Here is a 23,556-nt window from a genome sequence, read left to right as displayed (position 1 = left end):
GTTCACTCGACGCTTTTGAGGTTGTGGACGGGATCGAGCCGATCGGTGATCGCCGCGGTCGGTTCGAGCGCGTCGGCGATGGCGTCGGCGGGTTTGTACGCCATCGGGGCCTCGTCGCGGACGCCGTCGACGACCGACTCGGAGTAGACGCCTGCCATCGCGGTCTCGAACTCCGCCATCTCGACCGTCTCGAAGGCCTCCCCGCGGCTCATCGTCCGGCCGGCACCGTGGGGGGCGCTCCGGTGGTAGGCGTCGTTGCCCCGCCCCGACGCGATGATCGACCCCTCGGCCATGTTCAACGGGACGACGACCCGCTGGCCTTCCCTGGCCGGCGTCGCACCCTTGCGGACAGTCAAGTCTCGGAAGTCGATGTAGTTGTGGATCGACTGAAACGAGTCGATCGGCTCGACGCCGAGCGCCGAACAGATCGCCTCGCCGATCAGCGTTCGGTTCCAGCGGGCGTACTGCTGGGCGAACAGCATGTCGACGTAGTAGCCGTGAGCCTCCCGTCCCTCGAGGTAATCGAGGTCGTCGCTCCGGGTCTCGACGTCGGCCGTCGGCCGCGAGAGGCGCTCGAAGGCCCGTTCGATCTCGCTCCCGTCGAAGGCCGCCCGGATCGCCTTTTTTCGGAGGTGGGACTCGCCCATGCCGCCGGTGACCCAGGCGTGGAGTTCGCGGTCGCCGACGGCCTCGGGGTCGAACTTCAGGAACTCGTAGTCCGAGTCGGGGATAGCCTCGCGGATCCGGTCCGCGGAGCGGTAGTCGCTGGCCCGGCCCTGCCAGAACTCCGCGACCGATTTGCCGAGGTACCGCGACCCGCTGTGGACGACGAGCCAGTAGCGCCCGCTGGCCCGCGAGCGGGCGAACTCGACGAAGTGGTTGCCGCCGCCGAGCGTGCCGGCGCTTTTGATGACGTGCCCCATCCCCTGTCGTTGGTCGGCGAGGACGCGCCCACAGAGCGAATTGAAGTACGTACTGTCGTAGCCATCGAAGTCGAATCCGGGGTCGATCCGTTCGCCGAACCGCGCCGCGTGGGCGTCGTCGAAACGCTCGAAGACGCGGGTAGCGCGCTCGAAGGGGAACTCGTTCACGAGGTGCGGCGCGTCGTCGTAGGCGTGGACGGACCGTCCCATCGGAACGGCGTTTCGAACCGCCGCCTCGCGGTCGGCGTCCGAGAGCGGCAACTCGTCGCCGAGTTCGAACGCCGCCATCCCACAGCCGACGTCGACACCGACGATGTTCGGGACGATCCGATCGCCCAGCGGCATCGTAAAGCCGACCGGCGCCCCCGCACCGACGTGGGCGTCGGGCATCATCCGGATCGGCTCGGTGAACGCAGGGTGGTCGACGAGGTCCTCGAGTTGGTCGAGGACGTTCCCCTCGACGAGCCCCTCGTCGTCGGTCAACACCCGTGCCGTCGTGTGGGTTCCTTCGAGTTCGATCACTGTCTCGGGTTGCGCGCACCGATAGTTAAGGCCGCGGGTGCGGCCCGAAGGCGGACCACCCGGCGTGCGTTCCTCACGACGTCTCCGCGCGCTCGGAAAGCGCCGAGAGCGTCCCGGAGCGACGGAGGTCCTCGACCGTGCAGTACCACGCTCCCCGGACGCCGTGGCCGTCGTTGTCGACGGGCGCGTCGAGGGGCACGAGCGAGTCGAACCCGAACACGACGACCACGCGTTCCTCGGAGAACGGGTCGATGAGCGCCGCCCAGTCGTCAGCGGCCATCGGCCCCGGGTCGCCCCGAACCTGTTCGGTTCGGTCCCGCACCCGTGCGTAGTGGGTGATCGCGGAGACCGGCGCGGTTCGATAGAAGGCGAGATACTCGAAGTCGGCTCGGGTCCGGTCGTAGGACCGCGGCGCGGGGTAGAATCCGTCCCGACACCGCTCGAACGTCGCCGGTTGCGTCGCGACGACACAGACGCGCCCCGCCCCGGGCGCGTCGTCGTCGGGCGTGTCGGCCGCGAACCGATCGAGGTCCATATGTCCCCTTCGAGGCCGGGGCGAAAGAGTCGTCTGGAACCGGCGAAACGCCGGTCCACCGCCCCCGTCGGCCGAGGCGCTCGCCGTCAGACCCGGTCGGCGTCCGGGCCGAACGCCTCGCTCAGGAGGTCGTCGACGTCTTCGGGGCGAACCTCGGCAAACCACTCGTCGCGCGGTTGGATCGTGATCGCGGTGCCGGCCTCGCTACAGAGGCCGAGACAGTCCGTCGTCGAGACGCCGACCGGCGACCAGAAGGCGTCTCGATCCCGCAGCCACTCCTTGACGGCGGTGGCGGTCTCCTCGCCGCCGGCGTCAGCACAGCAGGCGTACTCGGAGTCGCGGTCGTTCACGCAGACGAAGACGTGCGCGGCCAGCCGGGTCGTCTGTTTCTCGGTGCGTCGTTTCACGGGCGAGCACTCCGGGGTATCCGTCGGTTCATCTCCGTCTCACCCGACGAGCGCCTCGTCGCTCGCGTGGGTCGATTCGTTTTCGGCTCCCGGTCTCCGGCGGGACAGCGCGTTGAACGCCCCGGCGACGAGGACCCAGATTCCGGCCTGCGTCAGGACCGCCAACCCCTGATAGGCGGCGACGAGGTCGGCGGGGTGGTCGGGGTACGTCGTCACCGTCGGCGCGGCGACGGCGAGGACCACGGCGACGAGCAGGACGGGCACCGCGCCGGCGACGACCCCGAGACCGACGTGGCGTCTGCCCGCCCGCTTGTACGCGAGGACGGCCGCCGCGGCTGTGATCGCGCCGAGGAACATCAATCCGACGTAGGCTCGCATCCTGGCGCCGATCGGGTACTGATGGATCGCCCCGGGCGCGGCGGGCGGCAGCGCCAGCCACGGGACACCGGAGACTGTCAGGAACCCGGCTCCGGCGAGAACGTACGATCGGGCGGTTGCCGACCCCGGCAGTGCCGGTTCGAGGAGGTACAGCGCAACAGCGAAGACACCGCCGAGCAGGATCGCCCACAACAGCCCGCTGCCGGCGCTGACGGCGGCTGTCGTCGCCTCCGAGACGGGTCCGCCGCCGCCGTGAGTGTGGTCGTGGGCCGCGTGTTCGACGTACGCGCTGAGAGGGTTGCCGACGAGCGCCATGTATAGCCCATAGCCGATCCCGGCGACACCCCCCGCGGCGACGCCGCGTCGAAGGTAGTCGGCGATCATCCGTCAGTGGCAGGTGATGCCGGCGGCGTGGCGGAAGTTGTGCATCGACTCGTGGACGAGCGGTTCCTGGACGAACATGAGCGCAAAGACGATCGCGGTGCCGAAGGCGAGTCCCGCGGCGATCTGTGTGGCTGTCAGTTCGGTTCGGACGACGTCGAGTCGGTCCCCGACGGTTTCGTTCGTGCTCATAAATTATATTTGGCTTTCTACAACTGAGGTTGTAAAACTTTGGGTCGGTCCCGGACCTCTGGGAGTCGCCCCTACCGCGAGTCCGCGAGTTCGCGCTCGACACGGTCGGCGGTCAGGGCGTCGAGATCCAACAGCGTGCCGCCGGTCGCCGAGGCGACGTCGGCCAGCAGGCCGCGCTCGTCGCCCGCCTCGACGCAGACCACCCGGGTGCCGGTCGCCGCGAGCGCCTCGGCGGCCGCCCGGGTGTCCGCGGTCGGGTTCGCGGCGGCGTTGGCCCGGCCGTCCGAGACGACGACGGCGACGGCGGCCTCGGGGTCGACCCGGTCGATCACTTCCGCGGTCGTCCGGAGCCCGGCCGGCAGTGGCGTCCGGTCACCGGTCGGCAGCTCCTTGAGGTGTCGCGCCGCGAGCGTGACGGAATCGGTCGGCGGGAGCAACACCTCCGCGTCCTCGCCCGCGAACGCGACGACCGACACGCTGTCGCGTTCGGTGTAGGCGTCCTCTAACAGTTCGAGCGTGACGCCCTTCGTCGCCGCCATCGCGGGGCGCATCGAGGCGCTCGCGTCGACGGCGAAGACGACGAGCGCCTCGCCGGCCCCCGAGCGAACCGACCGCCGGAGGTCCCGCGATTCGACGCGGTCGCGGCCCCGGGTCGCGGCGGCCCGGACCGACGCGGCGGCGTCGATGCCGCCGCCGGCGTCGGCCCGCTCCGTCCGGACGCTGACCCCCTCGTTTCGGGTCGACGGCGTCGACTCGGCGCGCCCGGAGCCGTCTCCCCGGTCCGTTTCGGGCGCGTCGACGTCGGGCGCGGCGGCCCCCTCCGCCGGATCGACCGACTGGCCGGGGACGAGCGGCGTCGCCGGCTCCGCCTCGTCCGTGTCGGCGTCGTCCCCGTCGGGGCCGTCCGCGCTCCCGTCGTCCTCTTCGGAGGGCTCCGACCCGGCCTCGGTCGGCGTCCGGTCGCTCCCGTCGTGGTCGCCGGGCGTGTCGCCGTCATCGGGACCCCTCTCGGAGTCGGATCCGTCGCCGTCTCGACTCTCGGACTCGTCGCCGTCCGCGGCGTCGTCACCGCCGCCGTCGCTGCCCGCTGTGGCCTCCCCGTCGCCGTCCCCGGGTCCCTCCGCCTCCGAGCCGTCCCCGGCATCGTCCTCGGACGACTCGGCGTCGCCGCCCTCCTGTTCGTTTTCGCCCTCGTCCTCGAGGTGGTCGTCGATCACGTCGTCGGCGTCCGGGGCGTCCTCGAAGGGCGTCGAGCGCATCCGGTGGCCGAGCGCGAACGACGCCGCCGTCCGGATGTCGTCTCGTACGACCGTCGGCCGACCGTCGAGGGCGGCGAGCGCCCGCGCGGCCCGGGCGGTCGCGATGTCGGCGCGGTGGCCGTCGACGCCGGCCTCGAGACAGAGTTCGGCGATCTCCCGCTTTTGTTCGTCCGTCAGCGCGACCGACTCGATCGTCTCGCGGGCGCGCCGCAACCGCCGGCGGTGGGCGTCGGTGTCGTCGTCGGCCTCCTCGGGCCGGCCGTCGCGGAGGTCGTCGTCGATGATGGCGACCCGGTCGGAGACGTCGCGTTCGCCCTCGACCTCGACAGAGAGCGCAAAGCGGTCCCGCAGTTGCGGCCGGAGGTCGCCCTCCTCGGGATTCATCGTCCCGACGAGCGTGAACTCGGCGGGATGGGTCCGGCTGACGCCGTCGCGCTCGACCCGGTTGACTCCCGAGGCGGCCGCATCGAGCAACACGTCGACGAGGTGGTCGTCGAGGAGGTTCACCTCGTCGACGTACAGCAGTCCGCGGTTGGCCCGCGCTAGCAGCCCGGGCTCGAACGTCGCCTCCCCCGACAGGGCGTCCGAGACCGAAAGCGTCCCCACGACGCGGTCCCGGCTCGCGCCGAGCGGGAGGGTGACGAGCGGCACGGCCCGCGTCTCGACGGGAACCGTCGCCCGGTCGCGACAGTCGCGACACTGCCGGCTCCGGTCGTCGGGCGGACAGCCGTACGGGCAGTCCGCGATAGCGCGTTGGTCGGGCAGCAGTCCCGCGAGACCGCGGACGAGCGTCGATTTGGCGGTCCCCTTCTCGCCGGTCACGAGCAGGCCGTCGAGGCCGTCGTCGGCGGTGACACACAGAAGTGCCTGCTTCAATTGGCGTTGGCCCACCACCGCCCCGAACGGCGTGGAAACGCTTTTATCGTCGGCGAGATCAAACACAGTTGTTTTAACACAAACGGAGTTTATCAAACTTATGGCAACCGTCGGACTCTACACCGCGACCGAAAACGAATTGGGCGCGCTCGCCCGCGCCGCCGGCGAGGTCGACGCCGACCTCGTCGCTCGATCCGAGAGCGACCTCGACGAGCCGGAGGCCGTCGAGGCGTTCTGTGAGGAACTGGCCGGCTGTGACGTCGTCGTCCTGTGGCTTCACGGCGACCAGGACAGCATGCCCGGCTACGATCGCGCGCTCGATCGCTGCTACGAGGCCGGGATTCCGGTCGTCGTCAAGGCGACCGGCGACGCCTTCGCCGTCGAGGACACGACCGTCCCCGGAAGCGTCCGGGAGACTGTCTCGGCGTACCTCGAGCGCGGCGGCAGCGCCAACCTGGCGAACTGCGTCCGGTATCTGACCGACCGGTTCACGCCGGAGAGCCCCGAGTACGACGATCCCGTTGCGCTGCCAACCGAAGGGGTGTATCACCCCGATCATCCGGGCGCGTCCGTCGAAGAGCTCTACGCGGCCCTCGACGACGGCCGGCCGACCGTCGCCGTCTGGTTCTACGAGTCCCACTGGACCCACGAGAACACCCGCTACGTCGACGCGTTGGTTCGAGCCATCGAGGCCGAAGGGGCGAACGCGCTGCCGGTGTTTTGTAACCCCGTCACCGACTCCGAGGAGCAAGAGGATGCCGAGTGGGTCGTCGACAACTGGCTCACGAACGAGGCGGGCGAATCGCTCGTCGACGCGGTCTGCTCGTCGTTCATGTTCTCGCTGTCGATGGCCGAGCGGGGCCGCGACGCGAACGACGAGGGCGGCGACGCCGAGACGGTGTTCCTGAAGCGGCTCGGCGTCCCGGTGATCCAGACAGTGACAACGATGCGCTCGCGGTCGCGGTACGACGCCAGCGATACGGGCGTGATGGGCTTCGAACTCGCCCTTTCGGTCGCGCTGCCGGAGTTCGACGGCAACGTCATCACCCATCCGATCTCCGGGAAAGAACGCACCGACGACGAGGCCGGCATCGGTTCCGCGCCGAAACAGCACTTCCCGATCGAAGACCGGATCGAACACGCCGCCTCGCTGGCGGTCAACTGGGCCGAGTTGCGCTACACCCCGAACGACGAGAAGAACGTGGCGGTCGTGCTGCACAACTACCCGCCGAGCGACGACGGCATCGGCACCGCTTTCGGCCTCGACTCGCCCGAGTCGACGGTGAACCTGCTGTCGGAACTGCGGACGCGGGACTACGACCTCGGCGGTCGGTTCCCGGATTCGGGCGAGGAACTGATCGGGACGCTCACCTCGCAGTTGACGCTGGACGACCGGTGGGTCGCCCCCGAGGACGTTCGCGACCTCTCCGTCGACGTCGTTTCCACCGAGCAGTACGCCGAGTGGTGGACTGAGGCCGACGCCGGGTTCCGCGAGAACGTGCTCGAGGAGTGGGGCGACCCCCCCGAGCGCCCTTTCGCGATCCCCGGCGCGGCGTTCGGCAACGTCCTCGTGACGGTCCAGCCGCCCCGCGGGTTCGGGATGGATCCCTCGAAGGTGTATCACGACTCCGACCTCCAGCCGCCCCACGACTACTACGCCTTTTATAAATGGCTCCGCGAGGAGTTCGCCGCCGACGCGGTCGTCCACCTCGGCACGCACGGCTCCCTGGAGTGGTTGCCCGGCAAGACCGTCGGCCTCGACGCCGAGAGCGCGCCGGACGCGCTCGTGGCGGACCTGCCGAACGTCTACCCCTACATCGTCAACAACCCCGGCGAGGGGACGCAGGCCAAGCGCCGGTCGTACGCCGCCGTCGTCGACTACCTCACGCCGCCGATGGCCGAGGCTGGCACCTACGACGACCTCGCGGAGCTGGAGGAACTCGCCGACCAGTACCGCGAGGCCGGCAGCGAGGCCGGCGAGGCGGTCGAACAGCTCCTCCGGGAGGCGATCGACGAGTTGGACCTCGCCGTCGAGTTGGGGATCGAAGGGAGCATCGACGAGCGGGCCGACGTCCGCGGTCCCGAGGAAGCGGGGACGACGCTCGCGGACGGCGAGGTCTCCGGCGACGACGTGCCGATCGACGAGCTCGTAGAGCGCGTCCACGCCTACCTGACGGACGTGAAGACGACCCAGATCCGGATGGGCCTGCACACGCTTGGCGAACCGCCGGAGGACGATCGCCTCGTCGAGTACCTGATCGCGCTGACGCGGCTCGAGAACCCCGGCGCACCGTCGCTGCGGGAGTCGGTCGCGGGCGTGCTCGGCATCGACTACGGGACGATGCTCGACTCGCCCGGCGAGTACGACGAGACGCTTGGGATGACGTACTCACAAGCCGCCGACGAAGTCCACGAACTGAGCGTCGAGTTGGTCGAGACACTCGCCGGTCACGACTTCGACGTGCCCGAAGCCGAACCCGACGCCGGTCCCGGCGACGAGACGACGATGAACCTCATGGTCGTTGACGTCGACGCACTCGGCGACGCCCGGGTACAGGGGGGCGCCCACGACGACCTACGGGCGGCGCTCGCGTACATCTGTGAGGAGGCCGCCCCCCGCGTTCGCGGGGCCGAAACGGAGATACCGCGGACGGCGGACGCGTTGAACGGCGAGTACGTCCCGCCGGGTGGCTCCGGTGCGCCCACCCGCGGTGGCGTCGACTTGCTGCCGACGGGACGGAACTTCTACACGCTCGACCCCCGGAAGATCCCCGCGAAGTCGGCCTGGGCGGTCGGCCGGGAGGTCGCGGAGGGGACGCTCGAACGCCACCACAGCGAGGCGGGGGAGTACCCCGAGGAGATCGGCGTCGTCGCCTGGGGAACCCCGACGGTTCGCACGCGCGGGGAGACGATCGCGCAGGTGCTCGCGCTGATGGGCGTCGAACCGGTCTGGACCGACGCGGGCCGGATCGACGACGTCGAGCCGATCGCCCTCGGGGAGTTGGGTCGCCCGCGGATCGACGCGACGACCCGCGTCTCTGGGCTGTTCCGGGACGCCTTCCCGCAGGCGGCAGGGGTCGTCCACGACGCGGTCGAGGCGGTCGTCGACCTCGATGAACCACACGAGATGAACTACGTCAAGAAACACGTCGAGGAGGAGACAGAGGAACTGAAAGCCGAGGGGCTAGAGCCCGAGGCGGCACGCGATGCCGCGATGCCGCGGGTCTTTACCACCCGACCGGGCGGCTACGGCGCGGGCACGAACAAGGCCGTCGACGAGGGCAACTGGGAGGATCGCTCCGATCTGGCGGAGGTGTACGTCCAGTGGGGTGGCTACGCGCTCGGCTCCCGAGGGCGGGTGAGCGAGGATCACGACGCCTTCCGTCGGCGGCTCGGCAGCGTCGACGCGACCGTCAAGATCGAGGACACGATGGAACAGGACGAGTTCGACTCCTCCGATTGGTACGCCTTCCACGGCGGTTTCATCACCGCCGTCGCGGAGGTCTCCGGTGAAGAGCCGGCCTCCTACGTCGGCGACTCCTCGGACCCTGACAACGTCTCGGTGTACACCAACGAAGAAAAAGTCCGGAAGGCGATGCGCGCCCGCGTATTGAACCCCGAGTGGCTCGACTCCATGGAGGAACACGGCTACAAGGGCGCGGGCGATCTCTCACAGACTGTCGACGTGACGCTGGGCTGGGACGCGACGACCGGCGTCGTCAGCGACACCCTCTGGGAGGCCGTCGCCGAGAAGTACGCCTTCGACGAGGACCGACAGGAGTGGATGCGCGATGTGAACCCCTGGGCGCTCGAGTCGATCACGGACACCCTACTGGAGGCGATCGAACGCGGCCTCTGGGACGCCGACGACGAGACCGAAGAGCGGTTGACCGACCTCAACCTCCGGGTCGACGGTGACATAGAGGAGCGTTCGTCCAACCCGGACGTGGTCGGGGGGGTGACCGGCGATGACGACTGAGCGAGCGGACGACGACGGGGACGACTTCGAGGCGTACGCCGACCTCGGGGCGACGACGTCGAACGCGATGGAGATCGCCGAGACCAGCATGGATCGGGTCCACGAGTTGGTTCCCCAGGAGACGCTCGCCGACCGGATCCGCGCGAAGTCCGTCCACGCGACCGGCGACTCGGAGTTCCAGTACCTGATGCGGTTCACCGGCGCGGACGAGTCCGAACCGGTGCGGGTCGGCGCTCGGGCCGTCCTCGAGGAGCGCCCGATCGTCACGGACATCACGATGGTCAAAGCGGGCATCACGGGGCGGGGCCACGACTGCCCGGTCCGGAAGGCGATCGGGAACGGCGCGGAGTTGGCCGCCGAGACCGGGATGACGCGGACCGCCGCGTCGGTGCTCGAACTCGACCGCGAGGGCGTCTACGACGGCGCGATTGCGACGATCGGCAACGCCCCCACGGCGGCGCTCTCGCTCGCCGACTGCATCGAACAGGGGACCCGCCCGGCCGTCGTCGTGGCCACGCCGGTCGGCTTCGTCAAGGCTGCCGAGAGCCGAGAGCGGATCCGGGAGGTCTGCGCCGAACACGGCGTACCGGCGATCACGAACGTCGGCCGCCGCGGCGGCAGTGGCCTCGCCGCCGGGCTGACGAACGAGTTGGTCCACGTCGCGAGCGACGCGCGCGAGGGCGACGTGGAGGTGAAGCGATGACGGACGGCGTCGAGTTCCCGGACGATCCGGGGGCGTTCGCGGCCGAACGCCCGGAAGCCGCCGCATCCGACACCGATCCGGTGTGCGCCGTCGGGATCGGCCCCGGGGACCCCGAGTATCTCACCCCGCGGGGTGTGCGGGCCATCCGCGATGCCGACGTCGTCGTCGGCTTCGGGACCGTCGTCGAGTTCGTCGAGAGCGAGATCACCGGCGACGCGTTGACCTGCGGCTACGACGACGAGCCCGAGGTCCTCGCCGAGTTCGGAGACCGCGTCGCCGGTGGCGAACGTGGGACGGCGGTGCTGATGGGCGATCCGAACCACTCCGGCTACCAGTTCGTCGGCAAGGTCGAGTCGGCCGTCGACGCGCCCGTCGAGGTGATTCCCGGGATTTCATCGCTGCAGATCGCCGCCTCGCGGGCGCGGACGCCGATGGAGGAGACGACGTTCGTCACCCTCCACAAGAGCGGTCCGATCGAGGCCGACCTCGAACGGCTCGAACGCGACGTCGGCGACCGGCACCTGCTCGTTCTCCCCCGGCCGTTCGATTGGATGCCCGAGCGGATTGCGGCCCGGCTGCTCGGGGCGGGCGCGTCGGACCACGAGGCGCTCGTCTGCGAGCGGCTGACCCACGACGACGAAGCGATCACGCACACGTCGCTGTCGGAGCTGGCCGCCGACGTCGACTCCCGGGAGGAGACGGCCTTTTCTGATCTGTCGGTGTTCGTCGTCCGGCGGTAGCCGCGGTCACCATTGTAAATCCGTCCTATCCCACGTATCCTAGCGCCTGGAGGCGGTCCTCGACGTCGGAGTCGCCGGTTTCGCGGTCGATCTCGGGGTCGTGCGTTTCGCGGTCGGTCGCGGTCGTGGTCGTCCACGGCACTGTCCGAACCGCGGGGTGCAGACAGCCGACGGGGTGATCGTAGATCCCCCACTCGCCGAGAGCGTCGCCGTGGTCGGCCGTGATCGCGACGCGGTCGGCGTCGACGTTCGAGAGCAGGAGTTCGAGGTCGTCGAGGACCAACCGGAGGTTGTCCTGGTAGGCGTCCCAGAACGTCTCCCGGTCGATTTTGTCCTTCCGGAGCGCGTCGACGACGGTGTCGGAGAGCGCCGGGCCGAACGGATCGGCGTCGAACCCCAAATCGAGGCCGACGAACGGGTGATGTGGCTGGACGTAGTGGACAATCAACCGGTCGGGATCGTCCTGGCGGGCGGTCTGGATCGCGCGGTCCGTCATCGTCCGCGGGAGGACGGTGCCAGCCGCCTCGTCCCACCCGTCGCGCCACACCTCCTCGAAGGTCCCGAAGCGGTCGCCATCGAGTATCCGCTCCGAGAAGACGTTGCTCGTGACGTATGCCGTCTCGGCCACCTCGTCGGCGTACTCGTCGGTGAACGTCTTCGCCATCCACTCCTTCGACATACTGCCGACCGACTCGACGCGCTCGATGTCGCCGAGGAACTCGTACTCGTCGGCGACCGATCGGAGGAGGTCGACGCGACAGGCGTCGAGGATGACGAGGAGGTCCCACTCGCGCTCGTAGACGTTCGTTCCGCGCGGAAGCGGCCAGGCAAGCCACCACAGGCCGGCGTAGAGGTCGTAGGCGACGTCACCGAGCCCCTCGGCCCCTTTTTTCCGGATCTTTTCGGCGGAGACGGAGACCCAGTCGTCGAATCCCATGCGCGTCTGTGGGTGCTTCGGCGTCAATTACGTATCGGAACGGATGCGCGAGGACAAAGAGGACGGTACACGAAGACGAGAGAAGACGGTACACGAAGACGAGAGAAGACGGTGCCCAGCGGAGCCCTATCGGCACCCCGAAACGGATCGGATTGCGGTAGTTTAAATATTGGAAGGGAAATAAAACCAGAGTATAATGCCGGGACTCGACCGCATCGCCGAAAACGCCGGAACGTGGCTCGGGATCGCCGCGCTTCTCGTCGTTGGCTTCGCCACGGGCGGGGACATCTGGACGGTCGCCGTCCAGCCGCTCTTCGTCGTCGTCTTCGTCGAAGGGGCCGTCTACGTCGGGCTGTTCACCGTTGCGGTCGCGTTTACGGGCTTTCTGCTCGTCTACGACGTCTGGCGGAGCGATACCGGCGATCGGATCGCGTCCGGTCCGCCGGTGCAAGCGATCGTGCCCGCCTACAGGGACGCCAGCGTCGTAGACGAGAGCGTCACCAGCCTCCTGCAAAACAACTACGATCCCCTCGAGATCGCGGTCGTCGTCGAACCGGACGACGATCGGACCCGAGCGCGCGCGACGGAGCTCGCCGCGCGCTACGGGTCGGTCGAGTGCCTCCTCAACGACCGCCCGGGGTCGAAGGCGACCGCGATCAACTGCGCGGTCGAGCACAGCGACGCGGATCACTTCGTCGTCTTCGACGCCGACGAACGTGCCTCGGCGGGGTTCGTCGGCACCGCGATGGGAGCGCTTCTCGACGGGGCGGACGTCTTCCAAGGGCGGCGAATCCCCCGACCGACCGGAGCGATCGAGACGCTCGCCTACTGCGAACGCGTGGTCGTGCAGTCGGCTTACTTGATCGGGGAGTTCGTCGGGTTTACCCACTGTCAGAGCTCCGCGACCGGGTTCACTCGGGCAGCTTTCGACGCGGTCGGGGGGTACGCGGACGTGCTGACCGAGGATATCTACTTCTCGCATCAGTGTCACCGCGCCGACCTCACGGTCGCACAGAACCGCCGGTGTACGAGTTCTATGGAGGCGCCACACACCCTGCGTGACCTCTGGGGCCAGCGCAAGCGCTGGCGGATCGGCCACGTACAGGTCGTCCACGTGCGCCTTCGGGAGGCACTCGAAGGGCCCCGCGGCCTCACGGACGCCGTCGCCGTCGGTCGGGCCGTTGGTGCCCTCCTCGCCGGCGGCACGCTGTTGATGCTCGCCTCGCACGTGCTCTTTTTGACGCTGATCGACCCGGGAAGCGTCCTCCTCCCGTTCGGGTCGATCCTAGCGGTGATCCTCGGCGTCTGGAGCCGCGACGCGCTCGAGGGCCGGATCGGCCGCCCGTCCTGGACGCTGGCGTTCGTTCCCCTCGTGTACCTGGGTCACGGAATCCTGACGGTCAAGGCGGCCTTCGAGTACGCGTTCACCTGGGGCGGCGAGTGGTATCAGGTCACAAAGACGGGCGCGTGACGCCTCCGGTTCACAACGCCGATGCCTGAATGGACGCCCGCGGGAACCACGCGCGGACGGTTCCTGAAGACGCTGTTGGGGTTCGCGGTCGCGATGGCTCTCGTGGGGCTGTTAGTCGTCGGCGTCGGGTGGGAGCGGACCCTCTCGCGGCTCCGGACGGCCCGTCCCGGGTGGGTCCTTCTCGCGTGTCTTTCATCGATGCTGTGTCTGGCGGCGTGGACCAAGACCTGGCAGGCCGTCCTCTCCGCAGCGGGCGTTTCGGTCCCGTACCGGAAGCTCGTCGTGACCTTCGTCGCCGCGACGTTTGCGAACTACGTGACCCCGATGGGGCAGGCGGGCGGGGAGCCGTTCATCGCGTACGTCCTCTCGCGGGACACCGAGGCGACGTACGAACAGAGCCTTGCAAGCGTCGTCACTGCGGATTTGATCCGGCTCGTGCCCTTCTTTACCGTCGGATTGGTCGGTCTCGGGTATCTGCTCTTTACCGCACAGGTCTCGGGAGTAATAAAACGGTTCGCGGTCGTGCTTGTTTCGCTCGCGGTCGCGCTCCCGTTCGCGACGGTCGTCGGCTGGCGAGTTCGCGGGCGGCTTCGGGACGCCGTACTGTGGGCCCTTGGTCCGTTCGCGCGTCGGACCTCGTGGCTCTCGATCCCGTCGGCACGTGACCGGATCGACAGCCTCTATGAGTCCCTCGAGGTGATCACAGCGGCCCCACGGGCGCTCGTCGTGGCGGTCGTCTTCGGCTACGTCGGGTGGGTCCTCTTTGCGATCCCGCTGTATTTTTCAGGGCTCGCGCTGGGGACGCCAGTCTCGATCCTGCTCGTCTGTTTTCTCGTTCCGGTGTCTGTCATCGCCGGGTCAGCGCCGCTGCCGGGCGGACTCGCCGCCATCGAGGGGACGCTCGTCGCGCTGTTGACCGCGCTCACCGCGCTTTCGACCGCCGACGCGCTCGCGGTCACGACGATCTACCGGCTGACGAGTTACTGGTTCGTCGTCGTGCTCGGCGGTCTCGCCGCCCTCCGGGTGATCCGTCGAGTTTGATCGACGCGGCCGGGCTGTCGAGGCGATCGCCGGACTGCGGCCGTACACGCCCGACGCTCCGGCCCGCGTTGCGGCCTCCCCGTCCGAGGGGTTCAAGTCCGCCTGTGTGGAACACGGGGCAATGACGCGACTCGTCCTCTGTGCCGGGACCACCCGCACCGCCGAGATCGACGGCATTAGCGCGGCGGGAGCCGACCCCGAACTCATGATCCACACGCCGAGCGCCGACAGCGAGATCCTGACCTACGGGCGCACCGTCCGGTCCCCGGTCGTCCCCGTCTCGCCGACCGGCTGTCCGACGCCAGCCGTCGTCACCCGGGCGGTCGTCGAACGGCTCGGCCTCGAGACGACGGTCGTCGACGCCGGGGTCGCCGAGCCGACCGGCGCCCCGACTGTCACCGTCGGGGCCAACGCCGGGGACGACATCCGCGAGCCGGATCCGGTCCCGTCCGCGCCGGGAGCGTTCGCCGCCGCCCGCCAGTTCGGCCGGGCGCTCCCCGATGACGAGCTGTTCGTCGCCGAGACGGTCCCGGGCGGGACGACGACCGCACTCGGCGTGTTGACCGCGCTCGGAGAGGTCGACGTCCTGGGGCCGGCCGGGGACGCGGCCGAGGCGGGGGTCGTCTCGTCGTCGCTGCCGGAGAACCCCCTGGGGTTGAAACGCGAAGTCGTCGCCGAGTCCCTCGCTGCTTCGGGTCTGTCGCCCGGCGACGCCGCCGGCGAACCGACCGTCGCGCTGCGTCGCGCGGGTGATCCAGCCCTCGCGGTCGTCTCGGGGCTGGCCGCCGGCGCCCTCGAGACCGACACTGCGGTGACGCTGGCCGGCGGCACCCAACTCGTCGCCGCCGCTGCCTGCCTCCGACACGGCGGGTACGACCGGCGGCTGTCGCTCGCGACGACCTCGTTCGTCGCCGAGGATCCCTCTATCGACCTCGATCGGGCCGCCGACGGCTTGGAGCTGTCGGTAACTGTCACCGATCCCGGGTTCACCGACGACCACCCGGCCATGGCCGCCTACAACGCCGGCGAGGCCAAGGAGGGCGTCGGGATGGGCGGGGCGCTGGCGCTGGCCGAGCGGGCGTCGGTACCGATGGCCGACGTTCGATCGGGCGTCCGCGACGTGTACGATCGGCTGCTGGCGGAGGCCGACCGGGAGGTGCCGGCGTTATGAAGGGTGTCGTCCTCGCCGGGACGGCCTCGGGTGTCGGAAAAACGGTCGCCGCCCTCTCGGTCCTGTCCGGGCTGAAGCGCGCCGGCTACGACCCCCAGCCCGCGAAGGCCGGCCCGGACTTCATCGATCCGAGCCACCACGCCGTCGTCTGCGATCGGCCGTCCCGGAGCCTCGACCCGTGGCTCTCCGGGGACGAAGGCTGTCGCCGCAACTACTGGCGCGGGTCGGGCGACGTCTGCGTCGTCGAGGGGATGATGGGCCTCTACGACGGGACGACCTCGACAGCGGCCGTCGCGGAGACGCTCGGGTTGCCCGTCGTCCTCGTCGTCGACGCGAAAGCGGGCATGGAGAGCGTCGCCGCGACGGCGCTGGGGTTCGAGGCATACGCCGACGAGGCCGACCGGGACATAGACGTCGTCGGCGTCCTCGCCCAGCGCGCCCACGGCGGCCGCCACGCGGACGGCATCCGCGAGGCGCTGCCGGAGGGGCTCGCGTACCTGGGGCGGATTCCGCCTCTGTCGGAGCTTTCGATCCCCGAGCGCCACCTCGGGCTCCACATGGGCGCGGAGGCCCCAGTCGACACCGACACCCTTCGGGAGGCGAGCGAGCACGTCGACATCGAACGGCTCGTCGGGGTCGCCCGCGAGCCGCCCCGCCCGGGAGGGACCCGCCCGTCGGGTTCCGGGACGGACGCGACTGTCGCCGTTGCGGACGACGGGGCGTTCTGTTTTAAATACCCCGCGACGGTCGAGCGCCTCCGCGAGCGGGCGTCGGTCGTCACGTTTTCGCCCGTCGCGGGCGACCCGTTGCCGGCCTGCGACGGCGTCTACCTCCCCGGCGGCTACCCGGAACTCCACGGCGGGGCACTGGCCGCGGGCGGCACCCTCGGAGAGCTCGGCGAGCGGGCCGCCGATGGACTGGCCGTCCTCGGGGAGTGCGGCGGCCTGATGGCGCTCGCGGAGACGCTGACGGACACCGACGGGCGGACCCACCGGATGGCCGGTGTCCTCCCCGCCGACGTGCAGATGTGCGACCGATATCAGGCGCTCGACCACGTGGAGTTGCGCGCCCGAAACGACGCGCTCACCGCCGATACCGGGACGACAGTCCGCGGCCACGAGTTCCACTACTCCGAGGCCGACGTCGCCCCCGACGCGACGTTCGCCTTCGACGTCGAGCGCGGCGACGGGATCGTCGACAAGAAGGACGGCCTGACCGAACACCGGACGCTCGGCACCTACGCGCACGTCCACGCCGATTCGGGGGCCTTCGATCGGTTCCTCGACCGACTGTGATCGCCCGTATATAACACACCGTTTTGAGCGACGTGTTTGTTGTGAGTAAACGGGGGACAACTGGACGTCAGTCCGGCCCCGTCGGCCGCCAAGGCGTCGGGCGGTCTGGCCATCGCCGGGGAGCGGCAGCTACAAACCGCCCGCGACCCCACGAACGCCCATGTCCGATACCGAACGCCTGTGGCTCGTCGAGCGCGAGTACGGCGACGAGTCCCTCGTCGAGCTCGTCTACGCGACGCCAGACGGGGCCCACTGCGTGGTGAAGCACTTCAGCGTACAACTGCTCCGTTCGAAGGAAATAACGGCCGCCATCGAGGTCGACGCCGACCGGATCGACTCCGTCGGGGACGAGGACACGCGCGACCACTACGCCGACGAGGTCGAGCGTGTCCGGGAGCGATACGACCCCGACGAGACGCTGTGAGCCCGGCTGTCGCAGGGGAGAATCGGCTGTATCGGCAGCGCGGCCGCCGAAGCGACGTTATCTAAAGACACGTACGTGGTCGAACATAGCCCACATAGCCGAACAGACCCCTATTATAAACGGCCATGTGTCAGCTCGCACCTGAATAAAACGATGTCTGATAGGTCAGACAGCGACCACGCACGCTCCGGTACGATGGGTCGACGCTCGCTGCTGCAGGGTGTCGGCCTCGTCGGCCTCGGCTCCCTGACTGCGGGGGCCTCGTCGACACCCGCTGCCGGAGCCGACGCATCGCCGGTACAGAACGTTCACACGCAATCTATGACAGGACCACTGAACTTGGTGACCGACGTCGAACAGGACTTCGAAAACGGCTCCGTTCCCGAGACGTTCATGGGAGTCCAGACGATCCCGATGGGGTCGCGGATCAAATACGAGTACCGTCAGGAGATTCCGGGGATTATACTCGATCGGATGCTCCACAGCGAGGTCCGATACCCCGGCGGATACGGATTCATCCCGCAGACGAACGCCGGCGACGGCGATCCGCTCGACGTATTGGTGTTGCTCGAGGACCCGCTGTTGCCCGGCACCGTCCTCGAGGTGCAACCGGTCGGCGTACTCCGGATGCTCGACGACGGCGAGGACGACGACAAGATCGTCGCCAAGCCCGTCGACGAACCACGACTCGACCACGTCGAGTCCAGAGAGGACATCCCGGAACACGAACGCGCGGAGATCGAGGAGTTCTTCAAGACCTACAAGAACCTCGAGGACGACCCGGACGTGGTCACGAACGGGATCGGACCGGCGGAGGAAGCCTACGATATCGTCGAGTCGGGCGCCGAGCGCTTCACCGAAGAGTCGTAGCTCCTGCTAGCCTGACTTAGTTTCAGATTTTTTATATTTCGGTCGAAATGTAGGACGCAGTATTCGTTGCTCACTCGCCGATCGGGCGAACCGACGCCCCCGAGTCGGCCTGGGCCCGCCACAGCGCCGCGTACTCGCCGTCGTCGTCGAGCAACTCGTCGTGGGTCCCCGACTCGACGATTTCGCCGTCATCCATGACGACGATGCGGTCGGCCCCCTGAATCGTCGACAGGCGGTGGGCGATGACGAAGGCGGTTCGGTCCTCGATGAGCCGATCCAAGCTCTTTTGAATGAGTTCTTCGGTCTCGGTGTCGACGTCGCTCGTCGCCTCGTCGAAGACGATGATCGAGGGGTCATTGAGCAGCGCCCGCGCGATGGCGAGGCGTTGGCGCTGGCCGCCCGAGAGCTTCACCCCACGCTCGCCGACCAGGGTGTCGTACCCCTCCGGCAACTCGCTGATGAATTCGTGGGCCTCGGCGGCCGTCGCGGCCTCGACGATGCGTTCGCGGGCATCACTGGGGGTGGTCTCGTCCGTCCACTCGGCCTCGAGAGTCTCGTGGTCGCCGTAGGCGATGTTCTCCGCGACCGTCCCGGAGAACAGGTAGGGGTTCTGTTCGACGATCGCGATCCCCGCTCTGAGCGCTCGGAGGCTGTACTCGCGGACGTCGACGCCGTCGACGGCGACCCGCCCGGAGTCGACGTCGTGGAACCGGGGAAGCAGCTTCAAAAGCGTCGATTTCCCCGCGCCGGTTGGCCCCGCGAGCCCGACGGTCGTCCCTGCGGGCACGTCCAGTGAGACGCCCCGGATCACGGGGTCGCGGTCCCCGTAGCCGAACGTCACGTCCTCGAAGGCGACGTCGCCGCGGACCCGTTCCGGGACGTGGGGCTCGTCGGGTTCGGCCACCGTCGGCTCCTTGCCGAGCAGCCCGAAGACCCGCTCGGCACTGGATTTCGCGAGTTGGTACTTGTTCGCGGACTTGCCGACCCGACGCATCGGCGAGTAGAGCCGGCGGAGATACAAAAAGAACAGCGCAAACGCACCGGCCGACAGCGCGCCGGGGGTCCCGAGGATGATGTCCCGTCCGCCGACATAGAGGACGAGCACGAAGACGACGCCGGTCGTCAGCCGGAGCGAGGCGAAGAAGGCCCGCCGGATCCGAAGCGCCGCCACCTTCTCGTCGTGGTAGGTCTGGCTCTGTGCGGCGACCCGTTGGCGCTCGAAGGCGTGGCGGTTGAACGCCTTGATCACCGCGGTGCCGCCGATGTTGTTCTCCAGGCGCGTGTTCAATCGCGCGACCGTTTCCCGGATCGATTTGTACCGGGGCTCGATCCAGTTGAGAAAGAGGCCGCTCGCGAGGCCGATGATCGGCACCGGTGCGAGCGCGATGAGCGCCAGTTTCGGGGAGTAGATCCAGAGGACGACCGAGATGCCCCCGACCGTCGCGACGACGCGGATCAACTGGCGGAACTCCGTGTTGAGAAACTGCTCTAAGCGGTTGATGTCGCTGTTGAGGATCGACATCATCCCGCCGGTCTGATGGGAGACGAAGAAGTCCATCGAGAGGTGCTGGATGTGGTCGTACGTGTCGTTTCGGAGGTCCCGCTGGACCTTCTGGGCGGTCGACTGCAGCAGGTACCGCGAGGCGAAACGGGTCACGGAGCGGAGGAGATACGCCACCACCGCGATAACGACGAGTCGTTCGAGCAGCGCGATCCGGGCCGCCTCGCCGGCGATCTCGCCGGGAGGGACGATCCCCGCCCGGGCCAGAAGTCCCGGCTCTCCCGAGCCCAACACGACGCGGTCGATCGCGGTCGCGACGACGATCGGCGGCACGAGTCTCGCAAAGCGCGTCAGAAACGACGCCGAGACCCCGGCCCCCAACCGCAGCCAGTACGGGCGGGCGTACGCCAGGAGGCTCCGGATCGGGTGGCCATCGAGGCTCTCGCGGACGTCCTCGAAGCCTCCCTGATCGTCGGACATACCGGGTGTAGTGGGGGCGCGTTCAAATGTCCCGTGTTCGCGGCCGGCGCTGCTGGCGGCCGGGGCGTCGTCCAGCCGAGCCCGATCGCGGTTCAGGCCGCCCCGGACGCCGCGCGCTCGACGTACTCGATCGCCTCCGTCGGCGTCTCGGTCGCCTCGAATCCCTCGAGACCGGGGTCGTGGGCCGCGAGTCCCGCCACGGGCCGGCCGAAATCCAGCGCGTGGCCGATCTCCGAGAGGGTGCCGGTCGCGCCGTCGACCGCGACGACGCCCTCGCCGTTGAGCGCCACGAGGACGTTGCGGGCGTTGCCGAGGCCGGTGGCGATCGGCGTCGACACCCATTTGTTGGCGGCCGCGGGGTCCTCGCCCGGGAGGATGCCGACTGTCTCCGCGCCGGCCCGGGTCGCGCCCTCGCAGACGGCCCTCATAACGCCGCCCAACCCGCCGCAGACGACAGTATGGCCGCGCTCGCCGAGCAGGCGACCGAGACGGCGCGCGGTCTCTTCGGTTCTTTCGTCGATCGTCGATCCACCGATGACGGCGACTCGCATGGACGGACGTCGCGCGCGAGAAAAATAAACCCGGCCGGCTGGCTAAATTGCGTCCTGGATGATCTCGAGGGCCTGCTCGCGGTCGTCCCACTCGAGGAACACCGAAATCGAGGTCGCGCTTGTGATCAGGTCCTGGATGTTGATGTGTTCGGTCGCGAGCGGGGCGATGATCTCTTCGAGGATGCCGGACTGATTCGGGAGTTCGCCGCCGGTGATCCTGATGACCGCGATGTCGTCGTCGACGGTAACGCTCGAGAGTTCCTCGAGGTCGATGACCGCCTGGTGGAGGACGTTCTCGGCGCGCTCGGCGACGCCCTCGTCGACGTAGAACGACACCGAGTCCATCCCACTCGCGACGGCGTCGACGTTGATGTCGGCGTCGGTGAGGACGTCAGAGAGGTCCGAGAGAATCCCGGGCGAGTTCCTGATCGCGCGCCCGGCCGCAGTCAGACACGCGAGCGGCTTTTCGCGCATGTCGATGAGGTTTTGAAACTGCCCCTCGATCGTGGTCCCGCCCTGCAGGAGGTCGCCGTGTTGGTAGTGGGCGACCCTGACGGTCATGTCGCCGGTCTTGTACGACAGCGCCGACGGGGCGACGACCTCCGCACCGCGGAACGAGAGATTCCGAAGTTCGTCGACGGTGATTTCCCCGACGTTGCGCGCGCCCTCGACCACGCGGGGGTCGCCCGTCATGACGCCTTCGACGTCGGTGATGATGACGACTTCGTCGGCGCTCATGTAGTTGCCGAGCATGACGGCGGTCGTGTCGGAGCCGCCGCGACCGAGCGTCGTGACGTTGCCCGCGTGGTCCTGTGCGAGAAAGCCCGTGGCGACGGGGACGTACCCCTCGGCGGCCATGTCGGCGGCGAGCTGTTTGGCCCGGCGCTGGGTCTCCTCGACGTCGACTTGACCGTGCTCGTCGGTGATGACTGGCCACTCCTCGGTGCCGGGTTCGAGGAACTTCGCGTCGATCCCGCGGGCACCGAGGGCGGCTTTCAGCATCCGGACGGAGGTCCGCTCGCCCATCGAGACGATCTCGGCCTCGTCGGCCTCGTCGGCCTCGAACGTGATCGCATCGAGCAGGAAGTCGGTCGTCGACCCCATCGCGCTCGCGACGACGGCGACCTCGTGGCCCTCGTTGACTGCGGCGGCGATCGAGTCGGCAGCCCGGTTGACGCGGTCGCCGTTCCCGAGGCTCGTTCCGCCGAACTTGGCGACTACGCGCATCCGTTCACCTGCTGACCCGTGTGGTAGCTCATACCCCCCGTTGCCGGGCCCGGGAAATAACGGTGTTCATCTCTCCCGGGAACTCGATTCCCGTCTCGTCTGGCGGTTTCACGCACCGCCCGATCGCCACTGCGGAGACGTCCGGCGGTCGCCCCGAAAGCGCGCTCTGGGATGATCGACGACCGCCCGCCGCGAAACGTTCTTCATCCTCACCGCGTTACACGGTCGCATGAACGTACGGGACGCCGTCGAGGCCGACGCCGACCGGCTGGCGGCGCTGACCGGTTCGCCGACGGACGTAATGCGGAACCTCATCCACGACCGGACGGTTCGGGTCGCCGACACCGACGGGACCGTCGAGGGGTTCGTCAGCTACGACGCCGAGAACGCGACCGTCCACGTGACACAACTGGAAGGCGACGCTGAGCTGTGTGAGACGCTACTCGCCGAACCGACGCGCTTTGCCGCCCGAGAGGGCATGACCGTCGAGTTACTGGCGATGGAGGCCGACGACGCGACGCAGGTCGCCGCCGAACGGGCGGCGTTCGAACGCTGCGGCCCCGGCCCGCGATTCGACGGGACGCCGACGATCAAGTACCGGTGGGAGCCGGGGTCCGAAACGGAAGCGGGGACAGGGACGACGGCCTGAGCCGCCCCACATCGGAGGCTCATTCGGCAGTCCCGTGCTGCTCCGCCACTACCCTGGCCGACGCCGGATCGGCTCCGTCCCGGACCAGCGCCTCGAGGAATAGCTCACCGGCCTTGAACGACGACCGAACCATCGGTCCCGACGCACAGTACAGAAAGCCGAACTCCTCCTCGGCGACGGTCTTCCAGACGTCGAAGACGTCCGGGTGGACGTACTCGAAGACCTCCAGGTGCGACCGGGAGGGCTGGAGATACTGGCCGAACGTCACGACGTCGACGCCGACCGCCCGGAGGTCCGACAGCGTCCGATACACCTCGTGGTCGTACTCCCCGACCCCGAGCATCAGACTCGTTTTCGTGTGGACGTCGGGCGCGTCGGCGACCCGTTCGAGCACCGACAGCGACTGTTCGTAGCCGGCGCGGCGATCCCGGACCGGCCACTGGAGTCGATCGACCGTCTCGACGTTGTGTGCGATCACGTCGGCTCCGGCGTCGACGATCCGATCGATCGCCTCCGCGTCGCCCCGAAAGTCGGGGATCAACGCCTCGACGAGAATCCCGGGATCGAGGCGTTTTATTTCCCGGATCGTGGCGGCGAAGTGGCTCGACCCGCCGTCCGGGAGGTCGTCGCGGTCGACGGAAGTCAACACCACGTAGTCGAGACCGATCTCCGCGGCCGCGCTCGCGACGTTCTCGGGCTCTTCGGAATCGAGGGGGCCCATCCCGCCGGTCTCGACGTCACAGAAGTTACACCCTCGCGAGCAGCGCTCGCCCAGCAACATGAACGTCGCCGTCCCGGGACCGTCGCGACCGCTCCAACAGTCGCCGAGATTCGGACAGTTGGCCGCTTCACAGACCGTATGGAGGTCTCGGTCCCGCAGCGTCCGCTTGATTTCGGCGAACCGCTCGCCGCTCGGCGGCCGGCTCGTTAGCCATTCGGGTTTGCGACGACGCCCCATACGTAGTCGTTCGGATCCCGGAATAAAAACGTACGCGCCGGTGTCGGCTCCGGCCCCCTCCAGACACCCCGCCCGCGACGGAAACG

21 protein-coding genes are annotated in these 23,556 nt (G+C 68.7%); 10 read left to right on the top strand and 11 right to left on the bottom strand.

All coding sequences use genetic code 11. The annotated features are described in order from the left end of the window. Positions 1-2 precede the first annotated feature (2 nt). From NMLP_RS00270 to NMLP_RS00245, 6 genes are all read right to left on the bottom strand, one after another. Positions 3-1,445: an RNA-splicing ligase RtcB gene (locus NMLP_RS00270; RefSeq protein ID WP_015408114.1), complete on the bottom strand. Its 1,443-nt coding sequence runs from the start codon at positions 1,443-1,445 to the stop codon at positions 3-5. A gap of 73 nt (positions 1,446-1,518) precedes the next feature. Continuing rightward, positions 1,519-1,980: a hypothetical protein gene (locus tag NMLP_RS00265; protein ID WP_015408113.1), complete on the bottom strand. Its 462-nt coding sequence runs from the start codon at positions 1,978-1,980 to the stop codon at positions 1,519-1,521. An 86-nt stretch (positions 1,981-2,066) separates the two neighbouring features. Next, positions 2,067-2,387, bottom strand: a complete 321-nt coding sequence (locus NMLP_RS00260; protein WP_015408112.1) for a (2Fe-2S) ferredoxin domain-containing protein — start codon at positions 2,385-2,387, stop codon at positions 2,067-2,069. Between the two features lie 39 nt (positions 2,388-2,426). Further along, a complete protein-coding gene (locus NMLP_RS00255) occupies positions 2,427-3,149 on the bottom strand; it encodes a CbtA family protein (RefSeq protein WP_015408111.1) in 723 nt (240 codons plus the stop codon). A gap of 3 nt (positions 3,150-3,152) precedes the next feature. Continuing rightward, positions 3,153-3,338 carry a CbtB domain-containing protein gene (locus NMLP_RS00250; RefSeq protein WP_015408110.1) on the bottom strand — a complete coding sequence of 62 codons (186 nt, stop codon included), beginning with the start codon at positions 3,336-3,338 and terminating at the stop codon, positions 3,153-3,155. Positions 3,339-3,409: 71 nt separating this feature from the next. After that, positions 3,410-5,539: an ATP-binding protein gene (locus NMLP_RS00245; protein WP_015408109.1), complete on the bottom strand. Its 2,130-nt coding sequence runs from the start codon at positions 5,537-5,539 to the stop codon at positions 3,410-3,412. Positions 5,540-5,573: 34 nt separating this feature from the next. On the opposite strand from NMLP_RS00245, the gene cobN reads away from it, so the two are divergent. Genes cobN through NMLP_RS00230 form a run of 3 tightly spaced genes read left to right on the top strand, consistent with a single transcriptional unit; the run spans position 5,574 to position 10,895 of the window. Next, positions 5,574-9,452 carry a cobaltochelatase subunit CobN gene (cobN, locus tag NMLP_RS00240; RefSeq protein ID WP_015408108.1) on the top strand — a complete coding sequence of 1,293 codons (3,879 nt, stop codon included), beginning with the start codon at positions 5,574-5,576 and terminating at the stop codon, positions 9,450-9,452. Then, entirely contained in the window at positions 9,442-10,155 is a 714-nt protein-coding gene (locus NMLP_RS00235; RefSeq protein ID WP_015408107.1) for a precorrin-8X methylmutase, read from the top strand. Before cobN ends, NMLP_RS00235 begins: the two co-directional genes overlap by 11 nt. Continuing rightward, positions 10,152-10,895 (top strand): cobalt-precorrin-7 (C(5))-methyltransferase, encoded by a 744-nt coding sequence (locus NMLP_RS00230; RefSeq protein ID WP_015408106.1) that lies wholly within the window; start codon positions 10,152-10,154, stop codon positions 10,893-10,895. The genes NMLP_RS00235 and NMLP_RS00230 overlap by 4 nt, the downstream gene beginning before the upstream one ends. 25 nt (positions 10,896-10,920) lie before the next feature. Here the strand turns inward: NMLP_RS00230 and NMLP_RS00225 are convergent, their stop codons facing one another. Next, a complete protein-coding gene (locus NMLP_RS00225; RefSeq protein ID WP_015408105.1) occupies positions 10,921-11,832 on the bottom strand; it encodes an alkaline phosphatase family protein in 912 nt (303 codons plus the stop codon). Between the two features lie 196 nt (positions 11,833-12,028). On the opposite strand from NMLP_RS00225, the gene NMLP_RS00220 reads away from it, so the two are divergent. The 6 genes from NMLP_RS00220 (at position 12,029) to NMLP_RS00195 (ending at position 18,104) form a co-directional block, all read left to right on the top strand. Next, a complete protein-coding gene (locus tag NMLP_RS00220; RefSeq protein WP_015408104.1) occupies positions 12,029-13,303 on the top strand; it encodes a glycosyltransferase in 1,275 nt (424 codons plus the stop codon). 21 nt (positions 13,304-13,324) lie between these two features. Beyond that, on the top strand, positions 13,325-14,344 hold the full coding sequence (locus NMLP_RS00215; protein ID WP_015408103.1) for a lysylphosphatidylglycerol synthase transmembrane domain-containing protein: 1,020 nt from the start codon (positions 13,325-13,327) through the stop codon (positions 14,342-14,344). A gap of 121 nt (positions 14,345-14,465) precedes the next feature. Continuing rightward, entirely contained in the window at positions 14,466-15,515 is a 1,050-nt protein-coding gene (locus NMLP_RS00210; protein WP_015408102.1) for a nicotinate-nucleotide--dimethylbenzimidazole phosphoribosyltransferase, read from the top strand. Beyond that, entirely contained in the window at positions 15,512-16,810 is a 1,299-nt protein-coding gene (locus NMLP_RS00205) for a cobyrinic acid a,c-diamide synthase (protein ID WP_015408101.1), read from the top strand. The genes NMLP_RS00210 and NMLP_RS00205 overlap by 4 nt, the downstream gene beginning before the upstream one ends. A gap of 160 nt (positions 16,811-16,970) precedes the next feature. Further along, positions 16,971-17,234 carry a hypothetical protein gene (locus NMLP_RS00200; protein WP_015408100.1) on the top strand — a complete coding sequence of 88 codons (264 nt, stop codon included), beginning with the start codon at positions 16,971-16,973 and terminating at the stop codon, positions 17,232-17,234. A 153-nt stretch (positions 17,235-17,387) separates the two neighbouring features. Then, a complete protein-coding gene (locus NMLP_RS00195) occupies positions 17,388-18,104 on the top strand; it encodes an inorganic diphosphatase (protein WP_231857241.1) in 717 nt (238 codons plus the stop codon). Between the two features lie 70 nt (positions 18,105-18,174). Here the strand turns inward: NMLP_RS00195 and NMLP_RS00190 are convergent, their stop codons facing one another. The 3 genes from NMLP_RS00190 to NMLP_RS00180 form a co-directional block, all read right to left on the bottom strand. Continuing rightward, on the bottom strand, positions 18,175-20,085 hold the full coding sequence (locus tag NMLP_RS00190) for an ABC transporter ATP-binding protein (RefSeq protein WP_015408098.1): 1,911 nt from the start codon (positions 20,083-20,085) through the stop codon (positions 18,175-18,177). 92 nt (positions 20,086-20,177) lie between these two features. Next, entirely contained in the window at positions 20,178-20,636 is a 459-nt protein-coding gene (locus NMLP_RS00185; RefSeq protein ID WP_015408097.1) for a TIGR00725 family protein, read from the bottom strand. A 42-nt stretch (positions 20,637-20,678) separates the two neighbouring features. After that, entirely contained in the window at positions 20,679-21,863 is a 1,185-nt protein-coding gene (locus tag NMLP_RS00180; protein ID WP_015408096.1) for an aspartate kinase, read from the bottom strand. A gap of 229 nt (positions 21,864-22,092) precedes the next feature. Between NMLP_RS00180 and NMLP_RS00175 the strand changes: the two genes are divergently transcribed. Beyond that, positions 22,093-22,512 (top strand): hypothetical protein, encoded by a 420-nt coding sequence (locus NMLP_RS00175; protein WP_015408095.1) that lies wholly within the window; start codon positions 22,093-22,095, stop codon positions 22,510-22,512. 19 nt (positions 22,513-22,531) lie between these two features. Here the strand turns inward: NMLP_RS00175 and lipA are convergent, their stop codons facing one another. Next, complete coding sequence (lipA, locus tag NMLP_RS00170; RefSeq protein WP_015408094.1) at positions 22,532-23,470, bottom strand: lipoyl synthase; 939 nt, start codon at positions 23,468-23,470, stop codon at positions 22,532-22,534. Between the last annotated feature and the right edge of the window lie 86 nt (positions 23,471-23,556).

Source organism: Natronomonas moolapensis 8.8.11 (genome assembly GCF_000591055.1).
GTDB lineage: Archaea > Halobacteriota > Halobacteria > Halobacteriales > Haloarculaceae > Natronomonas > Natronomonas moolapensis.
The sequence above is the reverse complement of the archived record's forward strand: the minus strand, read 5'-3'. Positions and strand labels throughout refer to the sequence as shown.